This is a genomic window from Corynebacterium ulceribovis DSM 45146 (genome assembly GCF_000372445.1).
GTDB lineage: Bacteria > Actinomycetota > Actinomycetes > Mycobacteriales > Mycobacteriaceae > Corynebacterium > Corynebacterium ulceribovis.
In genome coordinates this window covers 266756-291773 of record NZ_AQUY01000002.1, presented here as the reverse complement: position 1 = coordinate 291773, position 25018 = coordinate 266756, and the positions used below count along the sequence as shown (strand labels likewise).

Genomic DNA, 25018 nt, shown 5'->3' with positions numbered 1-25018 from the left:
TCCTAGGACAAACCGGCCTGTTTATACAAACCTCTCTTTGCAATGTACTGGACGACACCATCTGGCACTAAATACCAGACCGGGCGTCCCGTGCTGGCCCGCTGCCGACAGTCAGTCGAACTAATCGCCATCGCCGGGATTTCCAGCAGCTGAACGTTATCTTTGCCTTCAACATCAGCCGAGGTGATGTCCTCAAGTTCATACCCCGGCCGCGTCACGCCAACGAAAGTCGCCAGGTCAAACATCTTTTCCCAGTCGCGCCACGTCATAATCTTCGCCAATGCATCCGCACCGGTGATAAAGAACAGTTCCGCGCCGGGATACTTTTCCGCCAAATCCTGCAAGGTATCAACGGTGTAGGTCGCCCCACCCCGGTCAATGTCGACTCGGGAGACATGGAACCGCGGGTTCGACGCGGTGGCAATCACCGTCATCAGGTAGCGGTCTTCAGCGTCGGAGACTTTCCGGTCCGCCTTTTGCCACGGCTGTCCCGTCGGCACAAACAGCACAAGGTCAAGGTTGTAGCGGTCTGCCACTTCCGACCCGGCGACCAGGTGCCCGTTATGGATGGGGTCAAAGGTGCCGCCCATAATGCCAATGCGCCGCGGGTTTTTCGGCTCATCGGCGTTGTAGTCAGTTGCGGCGCTCATGGTCGGGTGTGGCCCTGCCCGCGCACAATCCACTTGGTGCTGGTCAGTTCAGGCAGTGCCATTGGGCCACGCGCATGTAGTTTCTGCGTGGAAATACCGATTTCAGCGCCCATGCCGTACTGCTCACCGTCGGTAAACGCCGTCGATGCGTTAATGGACACAGCTGCGGCATCTACCCGGTTCGCGAACTCTTGGCAGGCGCGGTAGTCCTGCGCGGAGATCGCTTCGGTGTGTCCGGAACCGTGCTCATTAATCTGCGCAATCGCACCGTCGACTCCGTCAACAAGCTTCGCGGCGATGTCCATGGACAGGTACTCTTCATCCCAGTCGGTGTCGGTGGCTGGCACAATCTTCGCCGCCAACTCCCCGAGGTAATCCAGGTCATGGCCAAAGGCCGCCAGGTTGGTGCGGTCCGCGTGGATGGTCACCCCAGCGGCGTCCACCGCGGTCAGGAGCTTAGTGACGTTTTCAGCGCCCAACTTTTTATCAATGAGCACAACTTCGGTGGCATTGCACACCGATGGCCGACGCGTCTTGCCATTAAGGGTCAGCGCGATTGCTTCGTCGAGGTCCGCCGAGGAATCGACGTACATGTGGCAGTTGCCGGTGCCAGTTTCAATGGTTGGGACGGTCGCGCCGGTCACAACCGCATTAATCAGCCCAGCGCCGCCACGTGGAATAACAAGGTCCACTAGGCCGCGGGCAGTAATGAGGTCTTGCACCGAGCCGTGGGTTTGGCATGGCAGCAGCTGCACAAGATCCTCGGGAGCACCGTGCTCTGTCAAGGAGGCACGCAGGATGTTCACCAGCGCGGTGTTGGAGTGGACTGCGGACTTCGAGCCGCGCAGCAGTGCCACGTTGCCGGACTTCAGCGCCAGGCCGAAAGCGTCGACAGTGACGTTTGGCCGAGCTTCGTACACCATGCCCATGACACCGAGTGGGACGCGCACTTGGGTCAATTCAAGACCGTTTGGCAGCACTTTGCCTTGCAGAACCTGGCCGATTGGGTCTGGAAGTGCGGCAACTTGGCGCAGGCCGTCGGCGATACCGGCGACACGATCAGCGTCGAGTCGCAGTCGGTCCTGCAGCGCCTGAGTCATTCCCTTTGCCTGGCCGGTAGCGATATCTTCGGCGTTTGCCGCAAGGACGTCGTCGGTTGCGGCGACAAGCGCATCAGCGGCAGCCAGCAGCAGCTCATTTTTCCGGGCAGCCGTGTAGCTGGCTAGTTCCCGGGAAGCTTCCTTGGCGGCGCGAGCCTTCGCCAAAACTTCAGCACGTTCAGTTTCGCGGATATCGGTAGCGTCAGTCATGCGACCCACTCTAGACAACACCACCGACAAGATGCGAAGTATCTGCTACGCCCGGGAGGCGTAATCCGACAAGTAATCGGCGTGGACCACTGGCTTTTGCATATCTGCCGGCAGATCCCCAGTGGTGTGCCCAATCATGGTGGCCAAGTCGGCGGAGTCGTAATTGACTTCACCGCGGCCAATAATTTCACCATTCGGTCCGACGATCTGCACAATGTCGCCGCGCTCGAAGTCACCGTCAATCGAGGTGATGCCCACTGGGAGCAAGGACTTGTGCTGATCGGTCACAGCGGTCACCGCACCGGCATCCAAACGCAGCACGCCGGAGGTTTCCGCGGCATAGAGCATCCAGAACTTCCACGCGTTCAGTCGGTCTTCCTTCGGTGCGAAGGCCGTTCCCACATCTGCTTGGTCCAAAGCCGCGTCAATATTGTCGGCGCTGGTCAACAGCACTGGGATACCACCGCGGGATGCCAACCGGGCTGCCGACACCTTCGAAGCCATGCCGCCGGTGCCCAGCTTACCGCCGTCACCAGCAATAACGCCCTTCAAATCGTGGCCGGAGCGCACCTCCGGCACAAAGTTCGCATCTGGTTCTGCAGGGTTGCGGTCATACAGCCCATCAACGTCCGACAGCAGAATCAACGCGTCTGCGAAGGCCAGGTGGCTAACTAGCGCCGCAAGGCGGTCATTGTCGCCGAAGTGGAACTCGGAGGTTGCCACGGTGTCATTTTCGTTGACAATTGGCACCGCGCCGAGCTGGCGCAGACGGTCGATGGTGCGCTGCGCATTGCGGGCACGGTCACGGACCGCCGCATCCGACGACACCAGCAGCACCTGGCCAATCGTGCGGCCATAACGGCCAAAGGACCGCCCCCACTCTTCCGCCAAGCGGACCTGGCCCACAGCGGCGGCGGCCTGCTTGGTCGCAAGGTCCGTCGGGCGCTGCTTCAAACCAAGTGGGCCCATTCCGGAAGCCACGGCACCCGAAGACACCACAATCACGTCCGAGCCTCGGCCCATGCGCTTTTCCAATGCGTCGGCAAGCTCATCGATGCGTGCCGGGTCAATCAAACCGTTTTCGTCGGTGAGGGAGGAAGAACCAATCTTCACCACGACGCGCTTAGCTTTGACAATCGCGTCGCGGGTGTCACTGAAGTAGGACCCGGCGGAAATGATGGATTCGGGATTCATGATGCTTGGCGTCGAGATCACCTGCGAACCGGCTAAAGATCCTGATTTTGCGCTTGCCTCCTCAATGAAATCTGCGTCGAGGGTTGTTGAGGTTTGAGCGAGAGCTAAATCAGATGCCTGCACTGATCTAATGCCACCTTTCGCGGTCAGCTTCCTGACCATCTCCGAAGTCGTATTCATCAATCAAGCCACGACGGACCTGGGACTCACGCTTACGCTGGGCAGCAGATTTACGTTCCACGCCTGCGCCTTCAACACGCTCGTCGGTGCCGCGCCCAGTTGGCACGACGTCCACACCAGCAGCCGTCAATGGCTCCCATTCGAAAGTAATGTCACCAATGGACACTAAGCAACCGGGAACCGCTCCCATTTCGAATAGCTTCTTCTCTACACCCAGCTTGGCCAGGCGATCTCCGAGATATCCAACCGCCTCATCATTTTCAAAATCAGTCTGGCGAATCCAGCGTTCCGGCTTCTCACCGACCACCACATAGCCACCAGCATTGAATGGATCCGGCTTAATGGTGAAGTCACCCTTGTCATCAACCGCACGCGGCCGAATGACGGTGCCGCCAACCTTCTTCTCTGGGATCAGCGGGTGTTCCTTGCGGTAGGCCTGGACCGTTTCCGCCAGGGCGTACTTCAGTTGCTGCAGCCCCTCGTGGGTGGCGGTGGATACCGCAAAAACAGGCCAACCGAACTCTTCCTTCAGTTCGTCTTCCTGCAGCTCAGCCATCTCCCGGGCGTCCGGCACGTCAATCTTGTTCAGCACAATAATCCGCGGGCGGCTCATCAGGTCATCGAGGCCAACGTCAGACGACAGTTCGGACTCGTAGGCCGATAGCTCCGCCTCCAGCGCCTTAATGTCGGAAACCGGGTTGCGGTCCACCTCCAAGGCTGCGCAGTCGACTACGTGCGCCAGGACAGCGCACCGCTCAATGTGCCGCAGGAAGTCCAGGCCCAGACCCTTGCCTTCCGAGGCCCCCGGAATCAGGCCCGGGACGTCCGCAATGGTGAAGGCGTCGTGGCCGACATTGACCACACCAAGGTTTGGCTGCAGCGTAGTGAACGGATAGTCACCAATCTTTGGCTTCGCCGCCGACAGAGTCGACACCAGCGAGGACTTACCCGCCGATGGGAAGCCAACCAGGCCAACATCGGCCATCGACTTCAGTTCCAGCGTCAGGTCTCGCTGCTCCCCTGGTTCGCCAAGCAGCGCAAACCCTGGGGCGCGTCGGTACTTCGACACCAGTGCAGCGTTGCCTAAGCCGCCAAAGCCGCCGCGGGCAGCCAAGAAGCGCTCCCCTGGATGTACGAGGTCTGCGAGCACTTCCCCATCGTCATCAAGCACCACGGTGCCGGTCGGAACCTTCAGCACCTGGTCGTCACCGCGGGCACCAGCCCGGTTGTCGCCAGCACCATTAGCGCCACGGGTGGCTTTAATATGCGGGTGAAAGTGGAAGTCGAGCAGCGTGTGGACCTGCGGATCGACTTCAAGGAAGATGTCGCCACCGTGGCCGCCGTTGCCACCGTCCGGGCCGCCCATTGGTCGGAATTTTTCACGCAGAATGGAATTAGCACCGTGGCCGCCGTCACCGGCCTGCAGATGCAGCACTACACGGTCAATAAAGCGGGACATGCTTGCCTACCTTTCACAATTCGGCCAGCCGGGCGGACCGGGATGTCTACCGGAAAGTTTATCCGGAAGATAGCAAAACACCGCCCAGTGCCAGCACCTCTACGGCGCGTCACACGGACGGTGAATGCATAAAGTATTCGTGCGGCGTGGTCGACGGGACAACAGCCCAGCGTCGAACCAACCGGAGCGAATTAAACCTCAGCCGACTCCACAATGGAGACGGTGCGGCGGTTGCGCTTGGTGCCGAATTCAACAGCACCAGCCTTGAGAGCGAACAGAGTGTCGTCGCCACCGCGACCGACATTCTCGCCTGGGTGGAACGAGGTACCGCGCTGACGAACGAGAATTTCGCCGGCCTTGACCTGCTGACCACCGAAGCGCTTCACGCCAAGGCGCTTTGCCTCAGAATCGCGACCGTTGCTAGAGCTGGACGCACCCTTCTTGGTTGCCATGTCGTTTTCCCTCCTCGGAAAATCTTATTGGTGGAATCCTATCCGACCGTAAGGTCGAAAGGGAATCCGTTACTTGGTCAGGCCGGTAATCTTCACAACGGTCAGCTTCTGGCGGTGACCGATGCGGCGCTTGTAGCCGGTCTTGTTCTTGTACTTCATGATGCGAATCTTCGGGCCCTTAGTGTGCTCGACGATTTCACCGTTAACAGAAACCTTGGACAATGCATCAGCGTCGGAGGTGACATCTGCGCCGTCGACGAGCAAGACCGGAGTGAGAGCCACGGACGAACCTGGCTCACCCTCGATCTTCTCGACCTTGACGAGGTCACCTTCGGCAACCTTGTACTGCTTGCCGCCGGTCTTGACGATCGCGTACATAGGAGGGCTACCCCTTAAATCTTATTGCTTGACTCAGCGGCACAGCTGCACCGACTGACTGGACTAAAATTTGCATTCCGGCCACCATCTCGCACATTTGCGCATGGCAACTCCACGCTTCACCGAAAATCGGCGCGCATGAGGATCGGAACTGCGACTCGTTCACTGTACCCGCTACCATAACGAAAACAAAAATCGCTACTAGCAGCGGGTTTTGAGCTAACCGCGTCGCACGACTCGACGACCGCCACGTCCCCGTCGCTGTACGTTCACCGTGGCAGGTGCTTCAGCTGCCGTGTCGGTGGACTTCACCTCGGCGTGGTCAGCCCCCTTCGGCGTTGCCGTGGCGTCCGCCTTTGGCGCTTGTCGACGACGTGATCCCGACTGCTTCGACGAAGTGCTTGTCACCCGGCGCACGGTCCGACGACCCCGACGGCTACGGGTAATAGCAGCGGCTTGTTCCTCCGCAGGTTTCGCATCAGCAGCCTTCTCCTCGACAGCTGGTTTTGCCTTCGCTGTTGGCTTCTCTTCCGGCCGCGTTTCTGCCTCTGGCTGCGTTTCTGCTTCTGGCTGTGTTTCTGCTTCTGGCTGCGGTGGGAAGTCCGACGCTGAACGGCCGCGAGTACGGCGCTTACGGCGCGGCGACTTCTCAAACTCCGCCAGCTGCTCCTCATAGGAAGCCGCTGGTTCAGCCTCTGCCTTCGGCTTGCCCTCAGACTTTGGCTTAGCTTGCGCGGCTGACTGCTCAAACTCGCGGGATACCCGCACGCGGCGGCGGCGACGCCCCACCGTCTGCTGCACCGGAGCCGCAGACTTAGCGTTTGGCTTATCCTCCGACTTCGCTGATGCTTCCTCGTCCTCAGTAGCGACTTGCTCAGCCTGCTGCTTCCGTTGCTTCGCATCGTCAACAAGCACTGACGTTGTGCCCCGCCGACCGGAACGAGTCCGACGACGGCGAACCGTACGCCCTCCCTTATCTTCACGGTCCTCGCGCAGGTCAACAACGAAATCTGCTTCCGGAACGTAGTTGGCGCCCGATGGCTCATCCGGATCGGCTTCGTCAGCTGCAGCAACAGCTTCCGCGGCGATCTCCGCCACCGACGAGCCAGCGCTATTCGACTTGCGGGTCACGCGGCGACGACGACGGCCCTCCGGCTTGTGGGACTCGGCAGGAACAGGGGCATCGGCAGGATCAACGGCAGCCGCAGCGGCATCAACAGTGGCAGCCGCAGTGGCATCAACAGTGGCAGCCGCAGTGGTGTCGGCGGTAGTAGGCGCATCGCCCGCATCGCTGTCCTCGTCATGGTGCGTCATCGCCAACGCTGCTGGATGCTCCTTCGGATCCTGATTCGGACGCTTGCCCCGACGACGTGGCCGCTCCCGACGCGACGGCCGCTCATCCTCGGTCTCCTCCTGAATCGGCTCCTCATGCAGAATCAACCCGCGGCCACCACAAGCCGTACATGGCGTCGCGAACGTCTCCAACAGGCCAGTGCCCAGCTTCTTCCGTGTCATCTGCACCAGCCCCAGCGACGTCACCTCACTGACTTGGTGGCGAGTGCGGTCTCGGCCAAGGAACTCCCGCAGGCGACGCAGCACCAGCTCCTGGTTCTCCGGCAGCACCATGTCAATAAAGTCGACAACGATCATGCCGCCAAGGTCACGCAACCGCATCTGGCGGACAATTTCCTCCGCCGCTTCCAAGTTATTCGCCGTGACGGTTTCCTCCAGGTTGCCGCCCGTACCGGTGAACTTGCCGGTGTTGACGTCAATAACCGTCATTGCTTCAGTACGGTCAATGACCAACGTGCCGCCCGATGGCAGCCAGACCTTGCGCTCCAGGGCCTTCGCAATCTGCTCATCAATGCGGTGATGCTCAAACACATCCGCGCCATTGTGCTGCTCCGGGTAGTAACGCTCTAGGCGCTCCTCCAAGTCCGGCGCTACCGTGTGGACGTAGTCCTGCACCGTGTTCCACGACCGCTCCCCCTCCACAATGAGCTGGTCGAAGTCCTCTGTAAACAGGTCCCGAACCACCTTGATCAGTGTGTCCGGCTCCTCATACATCAGGACCGGCTTGGCACCCTTCGACGCCATCTCGGTTTCCGTGCGCTGCTGCACGTCTTCCCAGATATTGGCCAGGCGCTGCACATCCCGTTCAATTTTTTGCTTTTCGACGCCCTCAGCTGCTGTCCGAATAATAATGCCCGTGTCCTCAGCAACGACGGCACGCAAAATGGACTTCAAGCGCTTGCGTTCTGGGGCTGGGAGCTTCCGGGAAATACCGGCGCTACGGCCGTTAGGCACGTACACCAAGAAGCGGCCCGCCAAGGAAATCTGCGTCGACAGTCGAGCACCCTTATGGCCGATCGGGTCCTTGGTTACCTGAACCAAAACCTGGTCGCCGGACTTCAGTGCCTTCTCAATCTTGCGCGAACGTCCGGCTTTACCGAAGGCACGCCAATCCAGTTCACCGGCGTAGAGCACACCATTGCGGCCCGTTCCGATATCGATGAATGCAGCTTCCATGCTTGGCAGCACATTCTGGACTCGGCCGAGGTAGATGTTGCCCACCTGGGACGCCTGTTCAGAGGTAGCAACAAAGTGTTCCACCAGCAGGTCATCTTCCAACACGCCGATCTGCGTGATGATTTCACCATTGCTGTTGCCTAGGCCATGGCGACGCTTCCGGTCTCGGACAACCATGCGGCGCTGCACCGATTCGCGGCGAGCGAGGAACTCAGCCTCCGACAAAATCGCTGGCCGGTCTTCCGCAGCCTTGCGCTGCATCCGGCGGCGACGCTGTGCCTCCATCCGGGTAGAACCCTGGATGGCTTTCGGTTCGGAAATCTCCTCGATCTCCGGTTCCTGGTCACCAGCGCCTGCTGCATGCGAGGTGTCATCTTCACGGCGGTTGGCGGACTGGGAGCCGCGGCCACGGCCACGGCCGCGAGAGCCGCGGCGACGACGCTTGCCACCGTCCTGGCTGCCAGAATCCTCTGTGGTGTCGGCACCGGATTCGGTTTGCTTCTCATCCGTACTGTCGGAAGCTTCGGTACTGCGTTCCGGCTGAACGCTGCTCTCACCTGGCGCTGCTGCAACGTCAGTTGCCGTTGGTGCCTGCGGCGCGGTGAATGTCGGTGCAGAGAAAACTGGGGCCTGGAACACTGGTCCGGCAGCTTGAGGTTCTGCTGGTGGCGGTGGAGTGATGTCGGAGAGGACCTCTGACAACGAGCCGTCCTCTTCCGCTTCCGCAATCAGCTCAACGAGCGGGTTGTCGACTGCGTCCTGGTTCGATTCCTCGGGCGTGTCGGCAGCATGCGCGGACTCCGAGGACTCCGGCTGATTATCGTCAATACGCTCTTCTTTTTGTTCTTCTTCTGCTGCTTCTTCTACCTTCTCCGGCGCTGCTGCCTTCTCTGGCGCTGCTGCCTTCTCTGGCGCTGCTGCCGCGGTGTCGGCGGCGAGCAGGGTATCGAGCACCGAGTTCTGCTCAGCCAAAGTCAGTGTGGATGAGGCCACTTTGCCGGAGATTCCAGCTTCCTGGATGACCTGCAACAGTTCCTTCGAGGTCAGCCCGATCTGCTTGGCCAGGCTATATACGCGCTGCTTTTCGGGCAGTTCCTCGCGATTCAATTCAGGTGCAGTTTTTGGTACTTCAGGTAGCGCCACTTATGGCTCCTTTTGGTTGTCGCCCGGGCGCTGGCCACCATTGCCGCCGCCACACGAGCGTATTTTTCAGTTCTTCTTCAAGCCTCAATCAGCCGAAATCGTTTCAGCGATTCCGCAGCAGCGGAGCGAACAGATTCGGGCTGTCCCCATTGTGGCACAGAACTGACTCGGGGCCTTTCACTGCCATGACTGAAAGCAAAAAATCCGCCTGAAAGCTGTCCGGGGATGGTGCCCTGGGACGAGCTTCAGGCGGATGGCGCACCACGCGTGGCCATCGCGGCCAGCGTCAAAGTGCTGTTACAGGTTTGGGAACCAAATGCCGATTTCGCGTTCTGCGGACTCTGGGGAGTCGGAACCGTGCACAACGTTTTCGGAAACTTCCAGTGCGAAGTCGCCGCGGATGGTGCCTGGGGTTGCCTTCGACACTGGGTCAGTGCCGCCAGCCAGCTGGCGCCATGCCTCGATGGCACGTGGGCCTTCCACAACACCAGCAACCAGTGGTGCGGAGGTGATGAAGTCCACCAGGTCGCCGAAGAACGGCTTGTCGGTGTGCTCTTCGTAGTGCTTTTCGGCGGTAGCGCGGTCGGTGACGCGCAGGTCCAGAGCAGTCAGGGTCAGGCCCTTGCGCTCGATGCGGGCAATGATTTCGCCGACCAGACCACGCTTGACACCGTCTGGCTTAATCAGGATGAGAGTACGCTCAGTCATGTCGAATAGCTTACATGGTCGGAAAAACCCCGCAGGACATGGTCATGCGTTGCCCCCCGCAGATGTGCTGGGACGGTCGGGCTGTACCGGTTGAGCTGGGCCACAAGTGCTCAGCTAAATGTGCTGCGTGACCAGCATGCCTTTTTCCATCCGCTCAATGAGCTGCTTGCGCAGGTAGAGGATGTACGCCCACACCGCGGCGAATACCAACCCAACTACGCCCATCGACGGATGCACAATGAACCCACCCACTGCAAGCACCTGCAGCGCAATATCCACTGGAATCGCCCACTTGCGGCCCTGGAATCCGGCGGCAACAAACATGCCGACCCCGAGCACCGTGACGTACACCATGTTGAACGTCGACCAGGAAGCACCTTCATCGACACGGGAAATCACGGTGAGCACCAGCAGAATACAAATCGCTTCCAGCACCAAGGTGCCAGCCAGCACACCACGCAGCCCCTTTAGCGGGTCCTTCGCCGGTGCGTGACCCTTGCCGAGCGGACCATATTTGCCGCCTTCGGAGAGGTCCTCACCAGAACGATAGGCAGCTAGTTCGTCTTCAATGGAAGAAAATCGCGCGTTATCTGCGTCGCCTTGGGTCATTTTGGTTCCTTTCCGAACAAGGTCCGCGCTTCCCCGGCCGTGACCACGGAGCCGGTAATCAGCACACCGGAGCCGGAGACGATTTCGCCTTCTAACTCTGTATCTTCAGCCAAAGCGATGGCCAATTCAACTGCCCCCGGCAGGTTTTCCACCGTGTGTACCCGTTCCTCACCGAATACTTCCCGTGCCAGGTCGGCAAGGTGGTAGGTGTCCAAGGCGCGTGGTGACGAAGTTTGGGTGATCACGACTTCATCCAAGATTGGTTCAAGGGCTAGCAGGATCCCGCGGGCATCCTTGTCGCCCAGTACACCGACCACACCGATGAGGCGTCGGAACTCAAACTCCTCTTCGATAGAGGTTGCCAGGGCTTGAGCGCCATGTGGATTGTGGGTGGCATCAACGAACACCGATGGTGTCGAGCGGACCCGCTCCAACCGGCCCGGCGATTCAACTTGGGCAAACCCCATCCGGACCGCATCAATGTCCAACATGCGGCCAGAACCCATGCCAAACAGCGCTTCGACAGCGGCGAGCGCCACTGCAGCATTATCCGCCTGGTGGGCACCGGAGAGCGACAAGAAGATGTCCGTGTACTCGCCACCGAGACCACGAATAGTAAGCTCCTGCCCACCGACTGCCATGCGCCGTTCCAGCACGCCGAACTCGCTGCCAGCTCGTGCCACCGACGCATCGACTTCCTGCGCGCGGTGCAAAATCACCGACATCGCTTCCGCTTCCTGCGCGGCGACAATGACGACGTTGTCGGGCGGCGCCAACAAGTCATCCATATCCCAGCGGGACTTGATGATGCCGGCCTTCTCCGTGGCGATATCCGTCAGGGTCTCCCCTAGGTAGTCCATGTGGTCATAACCAATGGGGGTGATGACTGCGACATCGCCGTCCATCACATTGGTCGCATCCCATGCGCCACCCATGCCGGTTTCGACAATGCCGACGTCAACTGGTCGGTCAGCAAATACCGAAAATGCCATTGCGGTAAGCACTTCAAATTTGCTCATCCGCGGTCCGCCACCGGCAATGGAACGTTCGTCGACTAACTCCACGGCGTGCTGGATTTCCCGCCACGCATCCACGTATTCCCGAGGGGAGATCGGTTCACCGTTAATGGCGATCCGTTCCGTTGGGGTTTGCAGATGCGGGCTGGTGGTGCGGCCAGTGCTGCTCCCCAGTGCGCGGCAGAGTGACTCAATCATTCGAACTGTCGAGGTTTTACCGTTCGTGCCGGCAACATGTACCGACGGGAAGGACCGCTCTGGATGGCCGAGAATATCAACCAGCTGCTCCATCCGCTCGAGCGTCGGGTCAATCTTCTCTTCGCTCCACCGAGTATTCAGCTCAGCTTCGACTTCTTGGAGGTCAGCAAGGTCTTCAGCGGTGACGGGGGTCTGCGGAATCGGGTTATTCGGGTCAGCTGCTTGCCCAGCCCCGATCTGGATGGGCAGAGTCAGACCTTCGCTATCTAGCGTCAGCTTCCCGGCGGCGTTGTCGTCGCCCCTTGCTCCTTCCGCGCCTTCCGCACTCTCAGCGTCCTCAGCGTCTTCGGTACCGGCGGTGTCCGCTGCCGCTTGGTCGCGTTTGAGTTGTGCCGCGGCCTCTTCCAGGCCAAGCTTGGCCAGTGCCTGCGGGCTCAGCGCCGCCAATACCTCTGGGTCGAGGGCGTCTGCCAGCTCATCGGCGTCGTACTCGGCGATGGCATTCAAGTCCAAGTTGTCGAGTGGGTCCGGTGAGTTAGGCATCTGAATATTCAGCACTGGCGGAGTGTCACCGCGACCAACCGGCCCGTACTCCTCCAGCCCGTCCTTCGACCAGTCCTTGTTTTCAGCTGGGTTACGCTTACTCATTGTTTCGGCAGTCCCTCCAGACGCGCCGTGATTCGCGCAACTTCCTGCTCTGCAACTTCCTGACGAGTGCGAATCTTCTGCACCACGGCTTCTGGGGCCTTCGCTAGGAAGTTTTCATTCGCCAGCTTCTTCTGCGCAGTCTCCAGCTCCTTCTGCTGGGTGGCCAAGTCCTTCTCCAGACGCTTGCGTTCAGCAGCAATGTCGACGGTACCGGAGGTGTCCAGATCCACAGTCAGGGTGGTGTCGCCGAGGCGCAGTTCAATCGAAGCAGTTGCCACAAAATCGTCAGCAGGCTGCTCCAGGCGTGCCAGGGAGCGGACCATATCTTCCTGCGCCACCAGATCCACTGCGGCAAAGTCAATGCGAGCCGGTACGCGCTGGCTTGGTTTGACGCCTTGGTCGTTGCGGAAACGACGGACTTCAGTGACGAGCTTTTCGACGAAAGCCATGCGGCGGGCGGCATCTTCATCCGTCGGGACACCACCGTTCGTCATGGACGCGTCTGGCCACTGGCTCACCACGAGAGACTCCGAGTCGATGACGTCAGAGCCGTTCACCAGTGCCTTCCACAGAGTTTCGGTGACGAATGGCATGGATGGGTGCAGCATCCGCAGCAAAGTTTCCAATACCCGACCAAGCACCAAGCGGGTGGAGGCAGCGCGTTCAAGCTGCGCTGCGGTGGCTTCCTCCAAGTTGAATGGGAAGTCAGACTTGGTCATTTCTAGGTACCAGTCGCACACTTCGTCCCATGCGAAGTGGTACAGCGCTTCGTGTGCCTTAGCGAACTCGTAACGGTCCATGGCGGAGTCAACTTCCGCACGGACAGTTTCCAAGCGGTCCAGAATCCAGCGGTCAGCGTCGGTGAGGGTGTCGCGGGCCGGCAGTTCACCGACGTACGCGCCGTTCATCATCGCGAACTTGGTGGCGTTGTACAGCTTGGTGGCGAAGTTACGTGATGACTGCGCTGCGTCTTCACCCAGCGGCAGGTCCGAACCTGGGTTCGCACCTCGTGCCAAAGTAAACCGCAATGCGTCCGCACCGAAACGTTCGACCCAATCCAATGGGTCGATGCCGTTGCCCAACGACTTCGACATCTTGCGGCCCTGTGCGTCACGCACAAGCCCGTGCAAGAACACGTCCTTAAATGGTGGCACTGGGCGACCATTTTCCATAGCCGGGCCGCTGCCAAGCTCTTCGCCCTTTTCGGCGGCGATGGTGGCGACAAAGGTGCCAAACATCATCATGCGAGCGACCCAGAAGAACAGGATGTCGTAGCCAGTGACTAGGACCGACGTTGGGTAGAACCGCTTGAGGTCTTCGGTCTGTGCTGGCCAACCCATGGTGGAAAATGGCCACAGTGCCGAGGAGAACCACGTGTCCAGAACGTCTGGGTCTTGGGTCCAGCCGTCACCAGTTGGGGCTTCGTCGTCCGGCCCCACGCAAACGATTTCGCCTTCTGGTCCGTACCAGATTGGGATGCGGTGCCCCCACCACAGCTGACGGGAAATAGTCCAGTCGTGCATGTCGTCGACCCAGTCGAACCAGCGTGGTTCCTGGCTCTGTGGGTGAATGACCATATCGCCTTCGCGGACTGCGTCGCCGGCCATCTTCGCCAGCTGTTCCACCTTCACGAACCACTGCAGCGACAGGCGTGGCTCAACTGGCTCGCCGGAACGCTCCGAGTGGCCCACCGAGTGCACGTATGGGCGCACTTCCTTGACGATGCGGCCCTGTTCCGCAAGTGCTTCGCGCACTTTCACCCGGGCTTCGAAACGGTCCATGCCATCGAATTGGGTGCCGGTGTCGGCAATCTTGCCGGTGGCATCCATGATGGTTGGCATTGGCAGGTCATGACGGCGGCCCAGTTCAAAGTCATTCGGGTCGTGCGCTGGGGTGATCTTCACTGCGCCGGTACCGAACTCTGGGTCAACATAGTCATCGGCGACCACAACCATGGTGCGGTCTGCCAGGAATGGGTGCGGCAGCTCGGTACCGATCAGGTCGGTGTAGCGTTCGTCGTCTGGGTGGACAGCCACCGCAACGTCACCAAGCATTGTTTCCACGCGGGTGGTGGCGACAATAACGTGTGGTTCATCGTCGTTCAGGGAGCCGTAGCGAATGGACACCAGTTCGCCGTCGACATCTTCGTATTTCACTTCGATGTCAGAAATCGCGGTCTGCAGCACTGGGGACCAGTTCACCAACCGGTTCGCGCGGTAGATCATCCCGCGGTCAAACAGTTCCTTAAAGATGGTCTGCACCGCACGGGACAGGCCATCGTCCATGGTGAATCGTTCGCGGCTCCAGTCCAGCGAGTCACCAATAAGGCGCATCTGGTTGGTGATCTTGTCACCATATTCGTGCTTCCAGTCCCACACCTTGTTGACGAAAGCCTCTCGGCCAAGGTCGTACCGGTCCTGGCCGGTTTCGTCCTTGAGCTGCTTTTCGACCTTCGTCTGAGTGGCGATACCAGCGTGGTCCATGCCCGGTAGCCACAACACTTCAAAGCCCTGCATCCGCTTCCGGCGGGCCATCACATCCATGATCGTGTGGTCCAGGGCATGTCCCATATGCAGCTGGCCAGTGACGTTAGGCGGTGGCAGCACCATCGAGAATGGTGGCTTCTTGCTAGCCACGTCGGCGGTGAAGTAGCCCGACTTCACCCAACCTTCATAGAGCGTCTGTTCAACGGTGCTTGGCTCCCAGCTTTTTGGCAGGAGGTCGGCGCGGTTGACGTTTTCGGAGGCAGAGTTCTGAACGTTGGTCACGCTGGCCAGTTTAGATGGTCACGCCCCTAATGAATAAGTAAGGCCGTGGTTGGCCTGCCCCATCGAGACAAAAGCCGCCAGTCCCGACGGGAACTGACGGCTCAACTGTCAAAGTTTTCGTCAAAAAGCGAATTACTTCAGCAGGTCGACAACTGCGGCCTTTTCTTCTTCCAGCTCAGCAACGTTCTGGGCGATACGTTCGCGCTGGTAGTCGGTCAGCTCGAGGTCCGGCACAATCTGCCACTCGCCGTTGACGGAGCGGGCAGGGAAACCGAAGACAAGGCCCTCTGGCACACCGTAAGAGCCATCCGACGGCAGCGCTGCGGTCACCCAGTTGTCCTGCGGGGTGCCCAGGCACCAGTCGTGCATGTGGTCAATAGCGGCGGATGCAGCGGACGCTGCCGAGGAAGAACCACGAACCTCAATGATTTCCGCGCCGCGCTTGGCAACACGTGGCTCGAATTCATCGCGCAGCCACGCTTCTTCGACCAGTCCGGAGACCTTCTCTCCGCCGACGGTTGCGTAGGACACGTCAGCGAACTGGGTTGCGGAGTGGTTACCCCAAGCGACAACCTGCTTGAAATCAGTCACGTCGCGGCCCAGCTTCTTCGCCAGCTGAGAGATGGCACGGTTGTGGTCCAAGCGCATCATCGCGTTGAAACGGGAGTCCGGCAGATCTGGGGCCGCGTTGGCGGCGATGAGGGCGTTGGTGTTGGCTGGGTTACCCACCACTAGGACGCGCACGTCGTCAGCTGCGTGATCGTTGATGGCCTTGCCCTGTGGGCCGAAAATCTTGCCGTTGGCAGACAGCAGCGCGGAGCGCTCCTCGCCCTTACCGCGCGGCTTCGCGCCGACCAGGAACGCGACGTTGGCGTCCTTGAAGGCAACATTCGGATCGTCGGTGATTTCGAGGCCCTTGAGTAGTGGGAAGGCAGAGTCTTCCAGCTCCATGGCGACACCTTCCGAGGCGCGCACAGCCTGTGGGATTTCCAGCAGGGACAGCTTCACTGGGGTGTCTTTGCCGAACACGTCTCCGTCTGCAATGCGGAACAGTAGCTGGTAGGCAATTTGGCCTGCAGCGCCGGTGACAACAACCTTCTTTGGTGCGACAGTCATGTGGTCTCCAATTCTTGAAGAGTTGAAATTAATCGTCGGTTTCGAAGCGATACGTCTTCAACTGTACTGACGTTCGGGCTGTAGCGCAGCGGCCAATTCTTCTGCTGCGCAGCGACCAATTCTTGTGCTGCCCACCGGCCAACGGGCCCATGCACTACCCCCGTTTATCCCGAATCCCAAATGATCAAAACTCCGCCGCTAGCATGTAAGTCAGATCCGCACCCAGTGATCGCAGGCAGATACAAGGGAGGGCCAATGCCGCACCGCGACAAGACCTCACATATTGAAAGCCCGGACGACGCCGACCGAAGCGTCCGTGCTCGGTCCGCAGCTGAAGAAAAAGAAGCTGTCCTCGCCGCGGCCATTGGCATTTTCGCTGAGAAGGGTTTCACTGACACCAAGCTCAGTGACATTGCGGAAGCCTCCAATGTCTCCAAGCGCATGCTGCACTATCACTTCACGGACAAGGTTGGGCTGTATCGAGCTGCCTTGATTCACGCGGTGCATACTCTCACCCCGCCAGCAGAGGTTCTGGAACCGGACACTGACCGGCCGGTCGACGCCGTCAAACAGCTGGTGTCGTTGCTGTTTGATTGTTTCCAGGAAAATAGCGACTGTGTCCGCCTGGTCATCACCGAAAACGTCAACAGCGTTTTGGATTTGACGGATATTACGGCGATGACTACTCCGACGACCCCGAGCATTAACTTGGACCGGGTGCTGCTGCTTGGCCAAGAGGCCGGGGTGTTCCGGCCGAATATTAGTAGCCAGGACTTGCTGTTTACGATTTACGGCACGGTGCTGCCGATGTTCGCGCTGCCGAATACGCTTGGCGCTTTCTACGGAGTTAATCCGCAGTCGGCCAGCAATCTTGAGGGCCTGAAGAAAATGTCGATTGACATTGTGCTCGGCTTCCTTACCTTGACCACCGAAACCGAGCACGGCACGTCCTACTTGGATGTCAATAGCAGCACCTATGACCATGCTGCCCGGCGGGCTCAGCTTGCAGCAGAGTATGGCCTTGATGCCGGCGAACCGACAGAAATGTTCACTCCGATTTTCGTCGACTATGTGGAGTAGCCTGCCCTAGTCTTTAGAGCGTGTTGACGAAACGAAACGCGACTTACCTAGTTTCGGCCAGTGCGCTCCTAGTTGCCGCTGTCCTTTTCTTGGTCCTTGCGTGGGCCCCTGGCTGGCAGTGGTCCGCAGCCTTATCCACCTACATGGGGGTTGCTCATGCCTTAGCATTCCCGGTGGCGCTGGGCTGCGGGTTGGTGCTGCTTGGGGGAGCTTATGTGTGGCTGGGAGTCGTGGCACTGCGTCCTAGTTTTACGCAGGTGTCGCAACCCGTGGGCAGTACGGCGCTGGCAGCTGGCGTGGTGTCTGTGCTGGCTGGGGCATTGTTTTTGGTTCCAGTGCCGCTCTCCAGTTCTGGTAATTTGGCGGCCGCGCAGCTGAGCGTTTCGCATCCGGCTACTGCTGTGCCGGTGACCGTGTTGTCGTGGAATACCCAGGGCCGCGATGCAGCAGCGGAGCTGGCCGAGTTGGTCGCGGCGCATCGGCCGGAGGTCATTGCGCTGCCGGAAACTGAGGTGTTTCCTGGTGGGCGTTCCGGGGGTGGTACCGATATTGCCCGCTTGGTGGCGACGGATCTTGCTGAGGACTACACGGCGTTTCAGTCGACGAATGGTCGATCCACCCCGACATCGGTGCTGGTCCATAAGAGTTTGGGGCGGTATCGCGAGGTTGCTGGTCCAGTCACTGCGATTGGTTCTGTGACGTTGGCGCCCGTTGAGGATGCGACGCGGCCGACGATTGTGGCGCTGCACCCAGTTCCGCCGTTGCCGAAGCTCATGGCGGAGTGGCGCGCGGATGTGTCGCGTGTGGTGCGTTGGGGTGAGGCTCATTCCGGGCCGGTGGTTATGGCCGGGGATTTTAACGCCACGCGGCATCACGGCGCCATGACGCAGTTAGCGTCATTGCAGGATGCGCGTGCGGTAGCGCTGGCGACTACTGGTCCCGGCCTTCGAGGTTTCCCGATTGGCACCTGGCCACAGAACCTCCCGGCGCTCTTCGGCACTCCGATTGACCATGTGCTTGTCAAGGCAGGCTCCGGACCGGTAGTCGTTGAGCGTTTTGACGTTGTGGAGCAGCCCCAATCGGACCACCGGGCAGTTGTTGCCCAGGTGGTATTCCATTAGCTGGGCGCTCGCGCTGGTTAAGCGCTGTCGCGGTGACGGCCGCCTTCGTCAACAATCACTTCGACGTCTGCCCCATCGGTGACGGCTTCGGCAGTGACGCGTACGCCGGTGACTTCGTCGCGGCTTGGAATGTCGAACATCACTGGAACCAAGATTTCTTCCACGACGGCACGCAAACCGCGGGCACCAGTGTTGCGAGACAGCGCCTTTTCCGCGATGGCGTCAAGGGCGGCGTCTTCAAATTCCAGCTCTACCCCATCCATTTCGAAAAGTCGCTGGTACTGCTTGACCAAGCTGTTCTTCGGCTCTGTCAGCACGCGGACGAGGTCTGCGCGGTCCAGGTTTTCCACGGATGCGATGACTGGCAGACGACCAATGAACTCTGGGATGAGCCCAAAGCGAATGAGGTCTTCGGGCAGCACTTTGTCGAATGGGTTCTTGGTCTTTTGTTCCTGTGCGGAACTGATCTCGGCGCCGAAACCAAGGCCCTTCTTGCCGGTACGCTCCGCGATGACTTTGTCCAGGCCAGCGAAGGCGCCAGCGACAATGAACAGCACGTTGGATGTATCGAACTGGATGAGTTCCTGGTTCGGGTGCTTGCGGCCGCCCTGTGGTGGGACTGCAGCGACGGTACCTTCGAGAATCTTCAGCAGTGCCTGCTGGACACCTTCACCGGAGACATCGCGGGTAATGGATGGGTTTTCCGATTTCCGCGAAATCTTGTCGATTTCATCGATGTAGATAATGCCGCGTTCGGCTTTCTTCACATCAAAGTCGGTGGCCTGCAGCAGCTTCAGCAGAATGTTCTCGACATCTTCACCGACATATCCAGCTTCGGTGAGGCTGGTTGCGTCCGCAAGCGCGAAGGGGACGTCCAACATCCGAGCCAAGGTCTGAGCCAGGTAAGTCTTACCCGAGCCGGTTGGTCCGAGCATGAGGATGTTGGACTTGGACAGTTCAACTTCGTCGTCATCACGCCGGTCACCAAGCGAGTGGGATTCGGCCTGAATGCGCTTGTAGTGGTTGTAGACCGCTACGGCGAGCACCTTCTTGGCGTCGTTTTGACCAATGACGTAGTTGTCTAGAAACTTGGCAATTTCAATTGGTCGTGGCAGTTCGGTGCCGGATTCGGAGTTGGTGGCAACTGGGTTGAGTTCCTCTTCTAGGATCTCGTTGCACAGCTCGATGCACTCGTCGCAGATGTAGACGCCGGGCCCGGCGATGAGCTTACGAACCTGTTTCTGGCTCTTTCCGCAAAAAGAACACTTGAGCAGATCGGCGCTTTCCTGCATGCGTGCCATATGCTGTGGTCCCCTCTCCAAGGTGTCAGTGGCTTCTCAGCCTAGCGGGTGGGTCAGACACTTCCGGCAAGGCCCGCCGGAAGCGTTTTCGAACACCCAGCAGTGCAGCTATAACCGCAGGTTAAACCTGGTTTAGCTTGCGGTAGTCGAAGACCTGGTCAATCAGACCGTATTCGACTGCTTCTTCTGCGGTGAGGAACTTGTCACGGTCGGTATCGATGCGAATTTGTTCCTTTGGCTTGCCGGTGTGCTGAGCCAATGTTTCTTCCATGCGGTTGCGCATGTGCTCAATCTGCTTGGCGGCAATTTCAAGGTCGGAAACCTGACCTCGGGTGCCTTCCGATGCCGGCTGGTGAATCAGAATCTGTGCGTTTGGCAGTGCCGCACGCTTGCCTGGTGCACCAGCAGCCAGCAGTACAGCCGCGGCGGATGCTGCCAGACCAAGGCAGACGGTGCGGACATCCGGGCGGACGTACTGCATGGTGTCGTAAATCGCCATCAGCGAGGTGAAGGAGCCACCAGGCGAGTTGATGTACATGGTGATTTCGCGGTCTGGGTCCATGCTCTCCAGCACCAGCAGCTGCGCCATGATGTCGTTGGCTGCGGTGTCGTCAACCTGGGTGCCCAGGAAGATGATGCGCTCTTCAAAGAGCTTGGAGTATGGGTTGGTTTCTTTGGTACCGAATGGTGCTTCTTCAATGAAGGATGGCAGCACGTAGCGGGACTGTGGCATGTTCTGCGGGTTAATCATGTGGGTGACCTTTCCGGGCCGTGTCTAAAGCTGAAGTTGCGTGCGGTTTATTCGGCGTCTTTCAGGCTGTTGACGACGTGGTCAACAAAGCCGTATTCCTTCGCCTGGTCCGCGGTGAACCACCGGTCACGTTCGGAGTCTGCCTGTACCTTGTCCAGTGGTTGGCCGGTGTGGTCGGAAATCAGCTGTGCGAGTTCGCGTTTGGTCAGTGCGAGCTGTTCTGCCTGGATGGTGATGTCAGCTGCAGTACCGCCGATGCCAGCGGATGGCTGGTGCATCATGATGCGGGCGTGTGGCAGTGCGTAACGCTTGCCTTTGGCGCCTGCGGACAACAGGAACTGGCCCATCGATGCCGCCAAGCCCATGCCGTAGGTACGGACGTCGCATGGGATGAACTGCATGGTGTCGTAAATGGCCATACCTGCGGTCACCGACCCACCTGGAGAGTTGATGTACAGGTGGATGTCCTTGTTTGGGTCCTCGGCAGCCAGCAGCAGCATTTGTGCGCACAGCTTGTTCGAGATGTCGTCATCCACTTGTTCACCCAGCCACAGAATGCGCTCTTGCAACAGCTTGTTGAAGAGGTACTCGTTGCCATTCGGGATTTCGGCGCTCATAGGAGAAATGCTTCCCTTCGTTCTTAAGGTTTTAGGTTTTGGTTCCGGTCTACGCTTTTTGACGAAGCGGTCCGTGTGCAACCTTCTATTCGATGCTAACCAAAAGGGGCCGCACCAGTATTCCGGTACGGCCCTTTTATGCGTTACGTTCGCTATCGGCGGACGCTGTGCTTGGCTTATTCAGCGTCTGCTGCAGCTTCTTCCTGTGCTGGAGCTTCTGGTTCTTCAGAACCGAAGTACTCGGAGGCATCGACAGCGTTGCCTTCGGTGTCCTTGATTTCTGCCTTCATGATGGCTGCAGCCAGAGCCTTGCCACGACGGACGTCAGCAAACAGCGCGCCGAGCTGACCGGCCTGCTGGATCTGCTGCATGAAGGTGTTTGGATCCATGCCGTAGGACTGTGCGGTGAACAGGATGTGGTCCGAGAACTCCTGCTGGGAGACTTCTGGCTTTTCCTCTTCAGCAACGGCGTCCAAGAACAGCTGGGTGCGGACTGCCTTTTCGGCGGATTCGCGGTTGTCCTTGTCGAAAGCTTCGCGGTCCATGCCCTGTGCCTGCAGCAGGGTATCCAGGATGGATGCGTCGCCACCGAACTGGCCAACGAGCTGCTGAACCTGGCCTTCAACCTGGTCTTCGACAACCTTTTCTGGCAGCGGGAATTCAGACTGTGCCAGAGCTGCGTCCAGAACGCGGTCGCGAATCTGGGTAGCCTGGTCGTTCTTCTTGGTGGCTTCTACCTGGCGTGCCAGGTCTGCCTTCAGTTCGTCGATGGTGTCGAATTCGGAAGCCATCTGTGCGAAGTCATCGTCAGCTTCTGGCAGTTCGCGTTCCTTGACCGACTGGACAGTGACAGTAATGTCAGCGTCCTTGCCTTCGTGCTCACCAGCAACCAGGGCTGCGACGAAGGTCTTAGATTCGCCGGACTTCAGGCCAAGCAGTGCGTCGTCAAGGCCATCGATGAGGTCACCGGAGCCGACCTCGTAGGACAGACCTTCGGTGGAGGCTTCTTCGATAGCTTCGCCATCGAGTTCGCCGGCTAGGTCGATGGAGACGAAGTCACCGTTCTGAACTTCGCGTTCCACGCCAGTGAGGGTGCCGAAGCGTGCAAGCAGGTTCTGCAGTTCTGCGTCGACTGCTGCTTCGTCTGCGGTCAGTGGGTCAACTTCCACGGAAATTGCGGAGAAGTCTGGGACAGTGATCTCTGGGCGGACGTCCACGACTGCGGTGAATTCGACGACGTCGCCGTCTTCAATCTTGGTGACATCAATTTCTGGCTGGGAGATAGCCTGCACATCGTGCTCTTCCAGGGCTGCCTGGTAGCGCGATGGAATCATTTCGTTAATGACCTGCTCGAGAACAGGACCGCGGCCGATTCGGGATTCAATCAGCTTCGCTGGAGCGTGGCCTGGGCGGAAACCAGGAACCTGAACTTGCTGTGCCAGTGCCTTGTAGGCCTCGTCGAATTCAGGCTTCAGTTCATCGAATGGGACCTCGATGGTCAGCTTTGCCCGGGTTTCGTTTTGCTGCTCTACGGAGCTCTTCACTGATTCACACTCCTGTGTGGCGATTGGATTTGCATGTGCACATTATCCACCCATTTAAACAAAAATCTGCCATGAGAACACTCATGGCAGATTTGGGCTTGTCGGGGTAGAGGGATTTGAACCCCCGGCCCTCCGCTCCCAAAGCGGATGCGCTACCAAACTGCGCCATACCCCGGCTGTTACGGCGTTGTTCGCTGCAACGAGTAAGAACATTACTCACATACCACCGGAAAAGTGAAATCGCCCCGCCTACCTGCATAAACGCAAGCGCCACCTGAAGCCAATAGCTCCGCCCAAGCAACTTCCATCCCCAAAGATGTCCATCAACACCTCAAAGATGCCCCGCCAGGGAGGAGAACACCACCAAGCCCTAAGGACCACTTCCCCACCGGTCACGGCAACCATGGACTACTGGGAGATTTTGGTGGTTCCCGCGCGTTGTTATACTATGAGCCAGCACTGCACAGAAGGTTCACTTCTGCGTTAGTGAATTGGGAACGTCGTATAGTGGCTAATACCTCAGCCTTCCAAGCTGAAGACGCGGGTTCGATTCCCGTCGTTCCCTCCACATATGAAGCCCTAGTCCTTTTGGACTAGGGCTTTTCTCATTCGCCCACCCTTGAGTAGTTTTATCAACTTCTTTTTTTGACGGTTTTTCTCGACGTTTGTCAGCGCAGCCACCCAGTTTACAAACGTTAATAAACTGTAAGAAAAGACGCGGGCGAAACAAAGTTAACCCCGATTTACACCCGTTTATATTTTCGTAAAGAAAGCTAAGCATCGCCACTACCTGCTAACTTGCTGCCACAAACACCGAAAATTAACAGGTGCCAAATATGAGATTTGCATAAGTGCTAGTCAGTAGCGGTTTTTGGCCATTTAATGATGTACACTTCATGCTCATGAAGCCAACAATCATTGATCAGGACACAGGTCGCGAGCTGTGGACTGCTTCCGAATGTGCCGAGTTTTCCGGCACTGCGCGAGGCACTTTCACTAGTTATGCTGGCCGCGGTAAGGCCCCAACGCCTGCCACCAAGATGCACGGACTAACCCTATGGGACTCTGACGACATCAAGGAATGGCACGATGGCCGCCTGAAGCGCCGCGAAGCCAACAAGGAGTCCAAGTAAATTCAAGTACGAACTTGGCGTCGATCGCCAAGGAAAATAACGGGAGGACGTGCTGTCCTCCCGTTTTTTGTTGTCTCATCTGCCCTCTGCGGCGGTTCCCCGCTGCACTTCCCAGGATGCAGCCGTTGTCTTGGCGGAACTTTTTGGCAGCATCTGACGTTATATATGCGTAGTTGTTCTTCCGGCGTCTATTAGTTTGCAGAGGTTTGTCTATGTCAGCGGTTCTCCTAATCTTTGGTGCGGTGGCCATCGCCGTTGTCGTCATTTCGCAGATCAACAAGTCCAGCACCTCTAAGGCGGTGGAAGCGAAGAACCAAATGGAGTTTCACGATGCCGCTGCCGACGCCCGTCGGTGGATTGAACGACTAGGTGGCCAGGTGCTGAATCTGACTGGCTCGGACGCCGCGTCCTCGCAGGCCATCGCGGATGCTTCAGAGCGGTTTACTGCCGCGAATTCCCAGATCACCTCGGCAACGACCACTGCCCAGGCGAAGATGGCTCGCGAATCGGCATTGGAAGGCATGCACTACATCAATGCCGCCCGCGAAATTATGGACTTGCCTGCTGGGCCAGAGCTGCCACCGCTGGAAGGCCAGCGCATTGCGGGTAAGGTCACCGAGACTCGCACCATCGAACACGAAGGTCAGGAAATCACCGCTTCGCCGTACGCAACGAGCACTGCCACGCACTACTACCCTGGCGGCCGGGTGGCTGGCCGCCCAGTGCCAGCTGGCTGGTATTCCACTCCATGGTGGGCAGACGCGTTGGCCACCGGCATGTGGTCGGCGGCGTCGTTCATGATGTTCAGCGCCATGTTTAGCGGCATGGCTGGCGTCGGCTACTCTGCTGACCAGTTCGCTGACGGTTACGGCGAGGGTTACCAGGATGGTTTGGATGCTGCCGGAGGTGACGCTGGAGACGCTGCCGGGGACGCCGGTGGTGACATGGGCGATGCCGGAGCTGGTGGCGATATGGGTGATGCCGGTGGCATGGACGGCGGCGACGGCGGCGGTTTCTTCGACTTTGGTGGCGATGGCGGCTTCGACTTCGGCGGTTTCGACTTCTAGTCCCAGCAATTCCCCAACAACGCAGCAACCCCGAGCACTGTGGTTT

20 protein-coding genes and 2 tRNA genes are annotated in these 25018 nt (G+C 58.9%); 5 read left to right on the top strand and 17 right to left on the bottom strand.

The window, feature by feature from the left end; genetic code table 11:
* Window positions 1-2: 2 nt before the first annotated feature.
* From nadD to A3EC_RS0106915, 12 genes are all read right to left on the bottom strand, one after another.
* A complete protein-coding gene (nadD, locus tag A3EC_RS0106970; protein WP_018024461.1) occupies window positions 3-650 on the bottom strand; it encodes a nicotinate-nucleotide adenylyltransferase in 648 nt (215 codons plus the stop codon).
* Entirely contained in the window at window positions 647-1960 is a 1314-nt protein-coding gene (locus tag A3EC_RS0106965) for a glutamate-5-semialdehyde dehydrogenase (RefSeq protein WP_026162278.1), read from the bottom strand. Before A3EC_RS0106965 ends, nadD begins: the two co-directional genes overlap by 4 nt.
* 45 nt (window positions 1961-2005) lie before the next feature.
* Window positions 2006-3154 carry a glutamate 5-kinase gene (gene proB, locus A3EC_RS0106960; protein WP_156812880.1) on the bottom strand — a complete coding sequence of 383 codons (1149 nt, stop codon included), beginning with the start codon at window positions 3152-3154 and terminating at the stop codon, window positions 2006-2008.
* 127 nt (window positions 3155-3281) lie between these two features.
* Window positions 3282-4793, bottom strand: coding sequence for a GTPase ObgE (gene obgE / locus A3EC_RS0106955; protein WP_018024458.1), 1512 nt, complete (start codon window positions 4791-4793; stop codon window positions 3282-3284).
* Between the two features lie 191 nt (window positions 4794-4984).
* A complete protein-coding gene (rpmA, locus tag A3EC_RS0106950; protein WP_018024457.1) occupies window positions 4985-5245 on the bottom strand; it encodes a 50S ribosomal protein L27 in 261 nt (86 codons plus the stop codon).
* 69 nt (window positions 5246-5314) lie between these two features.
* Window positions 5315-5623, bottom strand: a complete 309-nt coding sequence (gene rplU, locus A3EC_RS0106945) for a 50S ribosomal protein L21 (RefSeq protein WP_018024456.1) — start codon at window positions 5621-5623, stop codon at window positions 5315-5317.
* 219 nt (window positions 5624-5842) lie between these two features.
* Window positions 5843-9295: a translation initiation factor IF-2 N-terminal domain-containing protein gene (locus A3EC_RS11685; protein WP_018024455.1), complete on the bottom strand. Its 3453-nt coding sequence runs from the start codon at window positions 9293-9295 to the stop codon at window positions 5843-5845.
* A gap of 297 nt (window positions 9296-9592) precedes the next feature.
* The gene (gene ndk / locus A3EC_RS0106935) at window positions 9593-10003 is read right to left on the bottom strand and encodes a nucleoside-diphosphate kinase (RefSeq protein WP_018024454.1); all 411 of its coding nucleotides are present in this window, start codon (window positions 10001-10003) and stop codon (window positions 9593-9595) included.
* Window positions 10004-10117: 114 nt separating this feature from the next.
* Entirely contained in the window at window positions 10118-10612 is a 495-nt protein-coding gene (locus A3EC_RS0106930) for a DUF4233 domain-containing protein (protein WP_018024453.1), read from the bottom strand.
* A complete protein-coding gene (folC, locus tag A3EC_RS11680) occupies window positions 10609-12474 on the bottom strand; it encodes a bifunctional tetrahydrofolate synthase/dihydrofolate synthase (protein ID WP_018024452.1) in 1866 nt (621 codons plus the stop codon). The genes A3EC_RS0106930 and folC overlap by 4 nt, the downstream gene beginning before the upstream one ends.
* Window positions 12471-15191, bottom strand: a complete 2721-nt coding sequence (locus A3EC_RS0106920; protein ID WP_425386772.1) for a valine--tRNA ligase — start codon at window positions 15189-15191, stop codon at window positions 12471-12473. The genes folC and A3EC_RS0106920 overlap by 4 nt, the downstream gene beginning before the upstream one ends.
* Window positions 15192-15374: 183 nt before the next feature.
* Window positions 15375-16358: a malate dehydrogenase gene (locus A3EC_RS0106915; protein WP_018024450.1), complete on the bottom strand. Its 984-nt coding sequence runs from the start codon at window positions 16356-16358 to the stop codon at window positions 15375-15377.
* 255 nt (window positions 16359-16613) lie between these two features.
* Here A3EC_RS0106915 and A3EC_RS11675 point away from each other — a divergent pair, with 255 nt between their 5' ends.
* Together A3EC_RS11675 and A3EC_RS0106905 are read left to right on the top strand one after the other, a co-directional pair.
* Complete coding sequence (locus A3EC_RS11675; protein WP_018024449.1) at window positions 16614-17438, top strand: TetR/AcrR family transcriptional regulator; 825 nt, start codon at window positions 16614-16616, stop codon at window positions 17436-17438.
* Between the two features lie 257 nt (window positions 17439-17695).
* A complete protein-coding gene (locus A3EC_RS0106905) occupies window positions 17696-18559 on the top strand; it encodes an endonuclease/exonuclease/phosphatase family protein (RefSeq protein WP_169331396.1) in 864 nt (287 codons plus the stop codon).
* A gap of 17 nt (window positions 18560-18576) precedes the next feature.
* On the opposite strand, the gene clpX is transcribed toward A3EC_RS0106905, so the two are convergent.
* The 5 genes from clpX to A3EC_RS0106880 all read right to left on the bottom strand — a co-directional run bounded on the left by clpX (window position 18577) and on the right by A3EC_RS0106880 (window position 22947).
* A complete protein-coding gene (gene clpX / locus A3EC_RS0106900; RefSeq protein ID WP_018024447.1) occupies window positions 18577-19860 on the bottom strand; it encodes an ATP-dependent Clp protease ATP-binding subunit ClpX in 1284 nt (427 codons plus the stop codon).
* 121 nt (window positions 19861-19981) lie between these two features.
* Window positions 19982-20611 (bottom strand): ATP-dependent Clp protease proteolytic subunit, encoded by a 630-nt coding sequence (locus tag A3EC_RS0106895; RefSeq protein ID WP_018024446.1) that lies wholly within the window; start codon window positions 20609-20611, stop codon window positions 19982-19984.
* A 47-nt stretch (window positions 20612-20658) separates the two neighbouring features.
* Window positions 20659-21228, bottom strand: a complete 570-nt coding sequence (locus A3EC_RS0106890; protein ID WP_018024445.1) for an ATP-dependent Clp protease proteolytic subunit — start codon at window positions 21226-21228, stop codon at window positions 20659-20661.
* 176 nt (window positions 21229-21404) lie between these two features.
* Window positions 21405-22772 carry a trigger factor gene (tig, locus tag A3EC_RS0106885; RefSeq protein WP_018024444.1) on the bottom strand — a complete coding sequence of 456 codons (1368 nt, stop codon included), beginning with the start codon at window positions 22770-22772 and terminating at the stop codon, window positions 21405-21407.
* A gap of 101 nt (window positions 22773-22873) precedes the next feature.
* Window positions 22874-22947 (bottom strand) — tRNA-Pro (locus tag A3EC_RS0106880).
* A gap of 318 nt (window positions 22948-23265) precedes the next feature.
* Here A3EC_RS0106880 and A3EC_RS0106875 point away from each other — a divergent pair.
* The 3 genes from A3EC_RS0106875 (at window position 23266) to A3EC_RS0106865 (ending at window position 24972) form a co-directional block, all read left to right on the top strand.
* Window positions 23266-23340, top strand: a tRNA-Gly gene (locus tag A3EC_RS0106875).
* A gap of 334 nt (window positions 23341-23674) precedes the next feature.
* Window positions 23675-23905: a hypothetical protein gene (locus A3EC_RS0106870; protein ID WP_026162275.1), complete on the top strand. Its 231-nt coding sequence runs from the start codon at window positions 23675-23677 to the stop codon at window positions 23903-23905.
* A gap of 212 nt (window positions 23906-24117) precedes the next feature.
* Entirely contained in the window at window positions 24118-24972 is an 855-nt protein-coding gene (locus A3EC_RS0106865; RefSeq protein WP_018024442.1) for a hypothetical protein, read from the top strand.
* Window positions 24973-25018: the final 46 nt, after the last annotated feature.

Bases quoted from the DNA above. Each gene is read 5' to 3' on its own strand.
- A3EC_RS0106870 (WP_026162275.1), top strand. From the start codon at position 23,675: ATGAAGCCAACAATCATTGATCAGGACACAGGTCGCGAGCTGTGGACT.
- A3EC_RS0106915 (WP_018024450.1), bottom strand. From the start codon at position 16,358: ATGACTGTCGCACCAAAGAAGGTTGTTGTCACCGGCGCTGCAGGCCAA.
- A3EC_RS11675 (WP_018024449.1), top strand. From the start codon at position 16,614: ATGCCGCACCGCGACAAGACCTCACATATTGAAAGCCCGGACGACGCC.
- A3EC_RS0106965 (WP_026162278.1), bottom strand. From the start codon at position 1,960: ATGACTGACGCTACCGATATCCGCGAAACTGAACGTGCTGAAGTTTTG.
- obgE (WP_018024458.1), bottom strand. From the start codon at position 4,793: ATGTCCCGCTTTATTGACCGTGTAGTGCTGCATCTGCAGGCCGGTGAC.
- A3EC_RS0106890 (WP_018024445.1), bottom strand. From the start codon at position 21,228: ATGAGCGCCGAAATCCCGAATGGCAACGAGTACCTCTTCAACAAGCTG.
- clpX (WP_018024447.1), bottom strand. From the start codon at position 19,860: ATGGCACGCATGCAGGAAAGCGCCGATCTGCTCAAGTGTTCTTTTTGC.
- ndk (WP_018024454.1), bottom strand. From the start codon at position 10,003: ATGACTGAGCGTACTCTCATCCTGATTAAGCCAGACGGTGTCAAGCGT.
- rplU (WP_018024456.1), bottom strand. From the start codon at position 5,623: ATGTACGCGATCGTCAAGACCGGCGGCAAGCAGTACAAGGTTGCCGAA.
- rpmA (WP_018024457.1), bottom strand. From the start codon at position 5,245: ATGGCAACCAAGAAGGGTGCGTCCAGCTCTAGCAACGGTCGCGATTCT.
- folC (WP_018024452.1), bottom strand. From the start codon at position 12,474: ATGAGTAAGCGTAACCCAGCTGAAAACAAGGACTGGTCGAAGGACGGG.
- A3EC_RS0106930 (WP_018024453.1), bottom strand. From the start codon at position 10,612: ATGACCCAAGGCGACGCAGATAACGCGCGATTTTCTTCCATTGAAGAC.
- A3EC_RS0106865 (WP_018024442.1), top strand. From the start codon at position 24,118: ATGTCAGCGGTTCTCCTAATCTTTGGTGCGGTGGCCATCGCCGTTGTC.
- nadD (WP_018024461.1), bottom strand. From the start codon at position 650: ATGAGCGCCGCAACTGACTACAACGCCGATGAGCCGAAAAACCCGCGG.
- proB (WP_156812880.1), bottom strand. From the start codon at position 3,154: ATGAATCCCGAATCCATCATTTCCGCCGGGTCCTACTTCAGTGACACC.
- A3EC_RS0106895 (WP_018024446.1), bottom strand. From the start codon at position 20,611: ATGATTAACCCGCAGAACATGCCACAGTCCCGCTACGTGCTGCCATCC.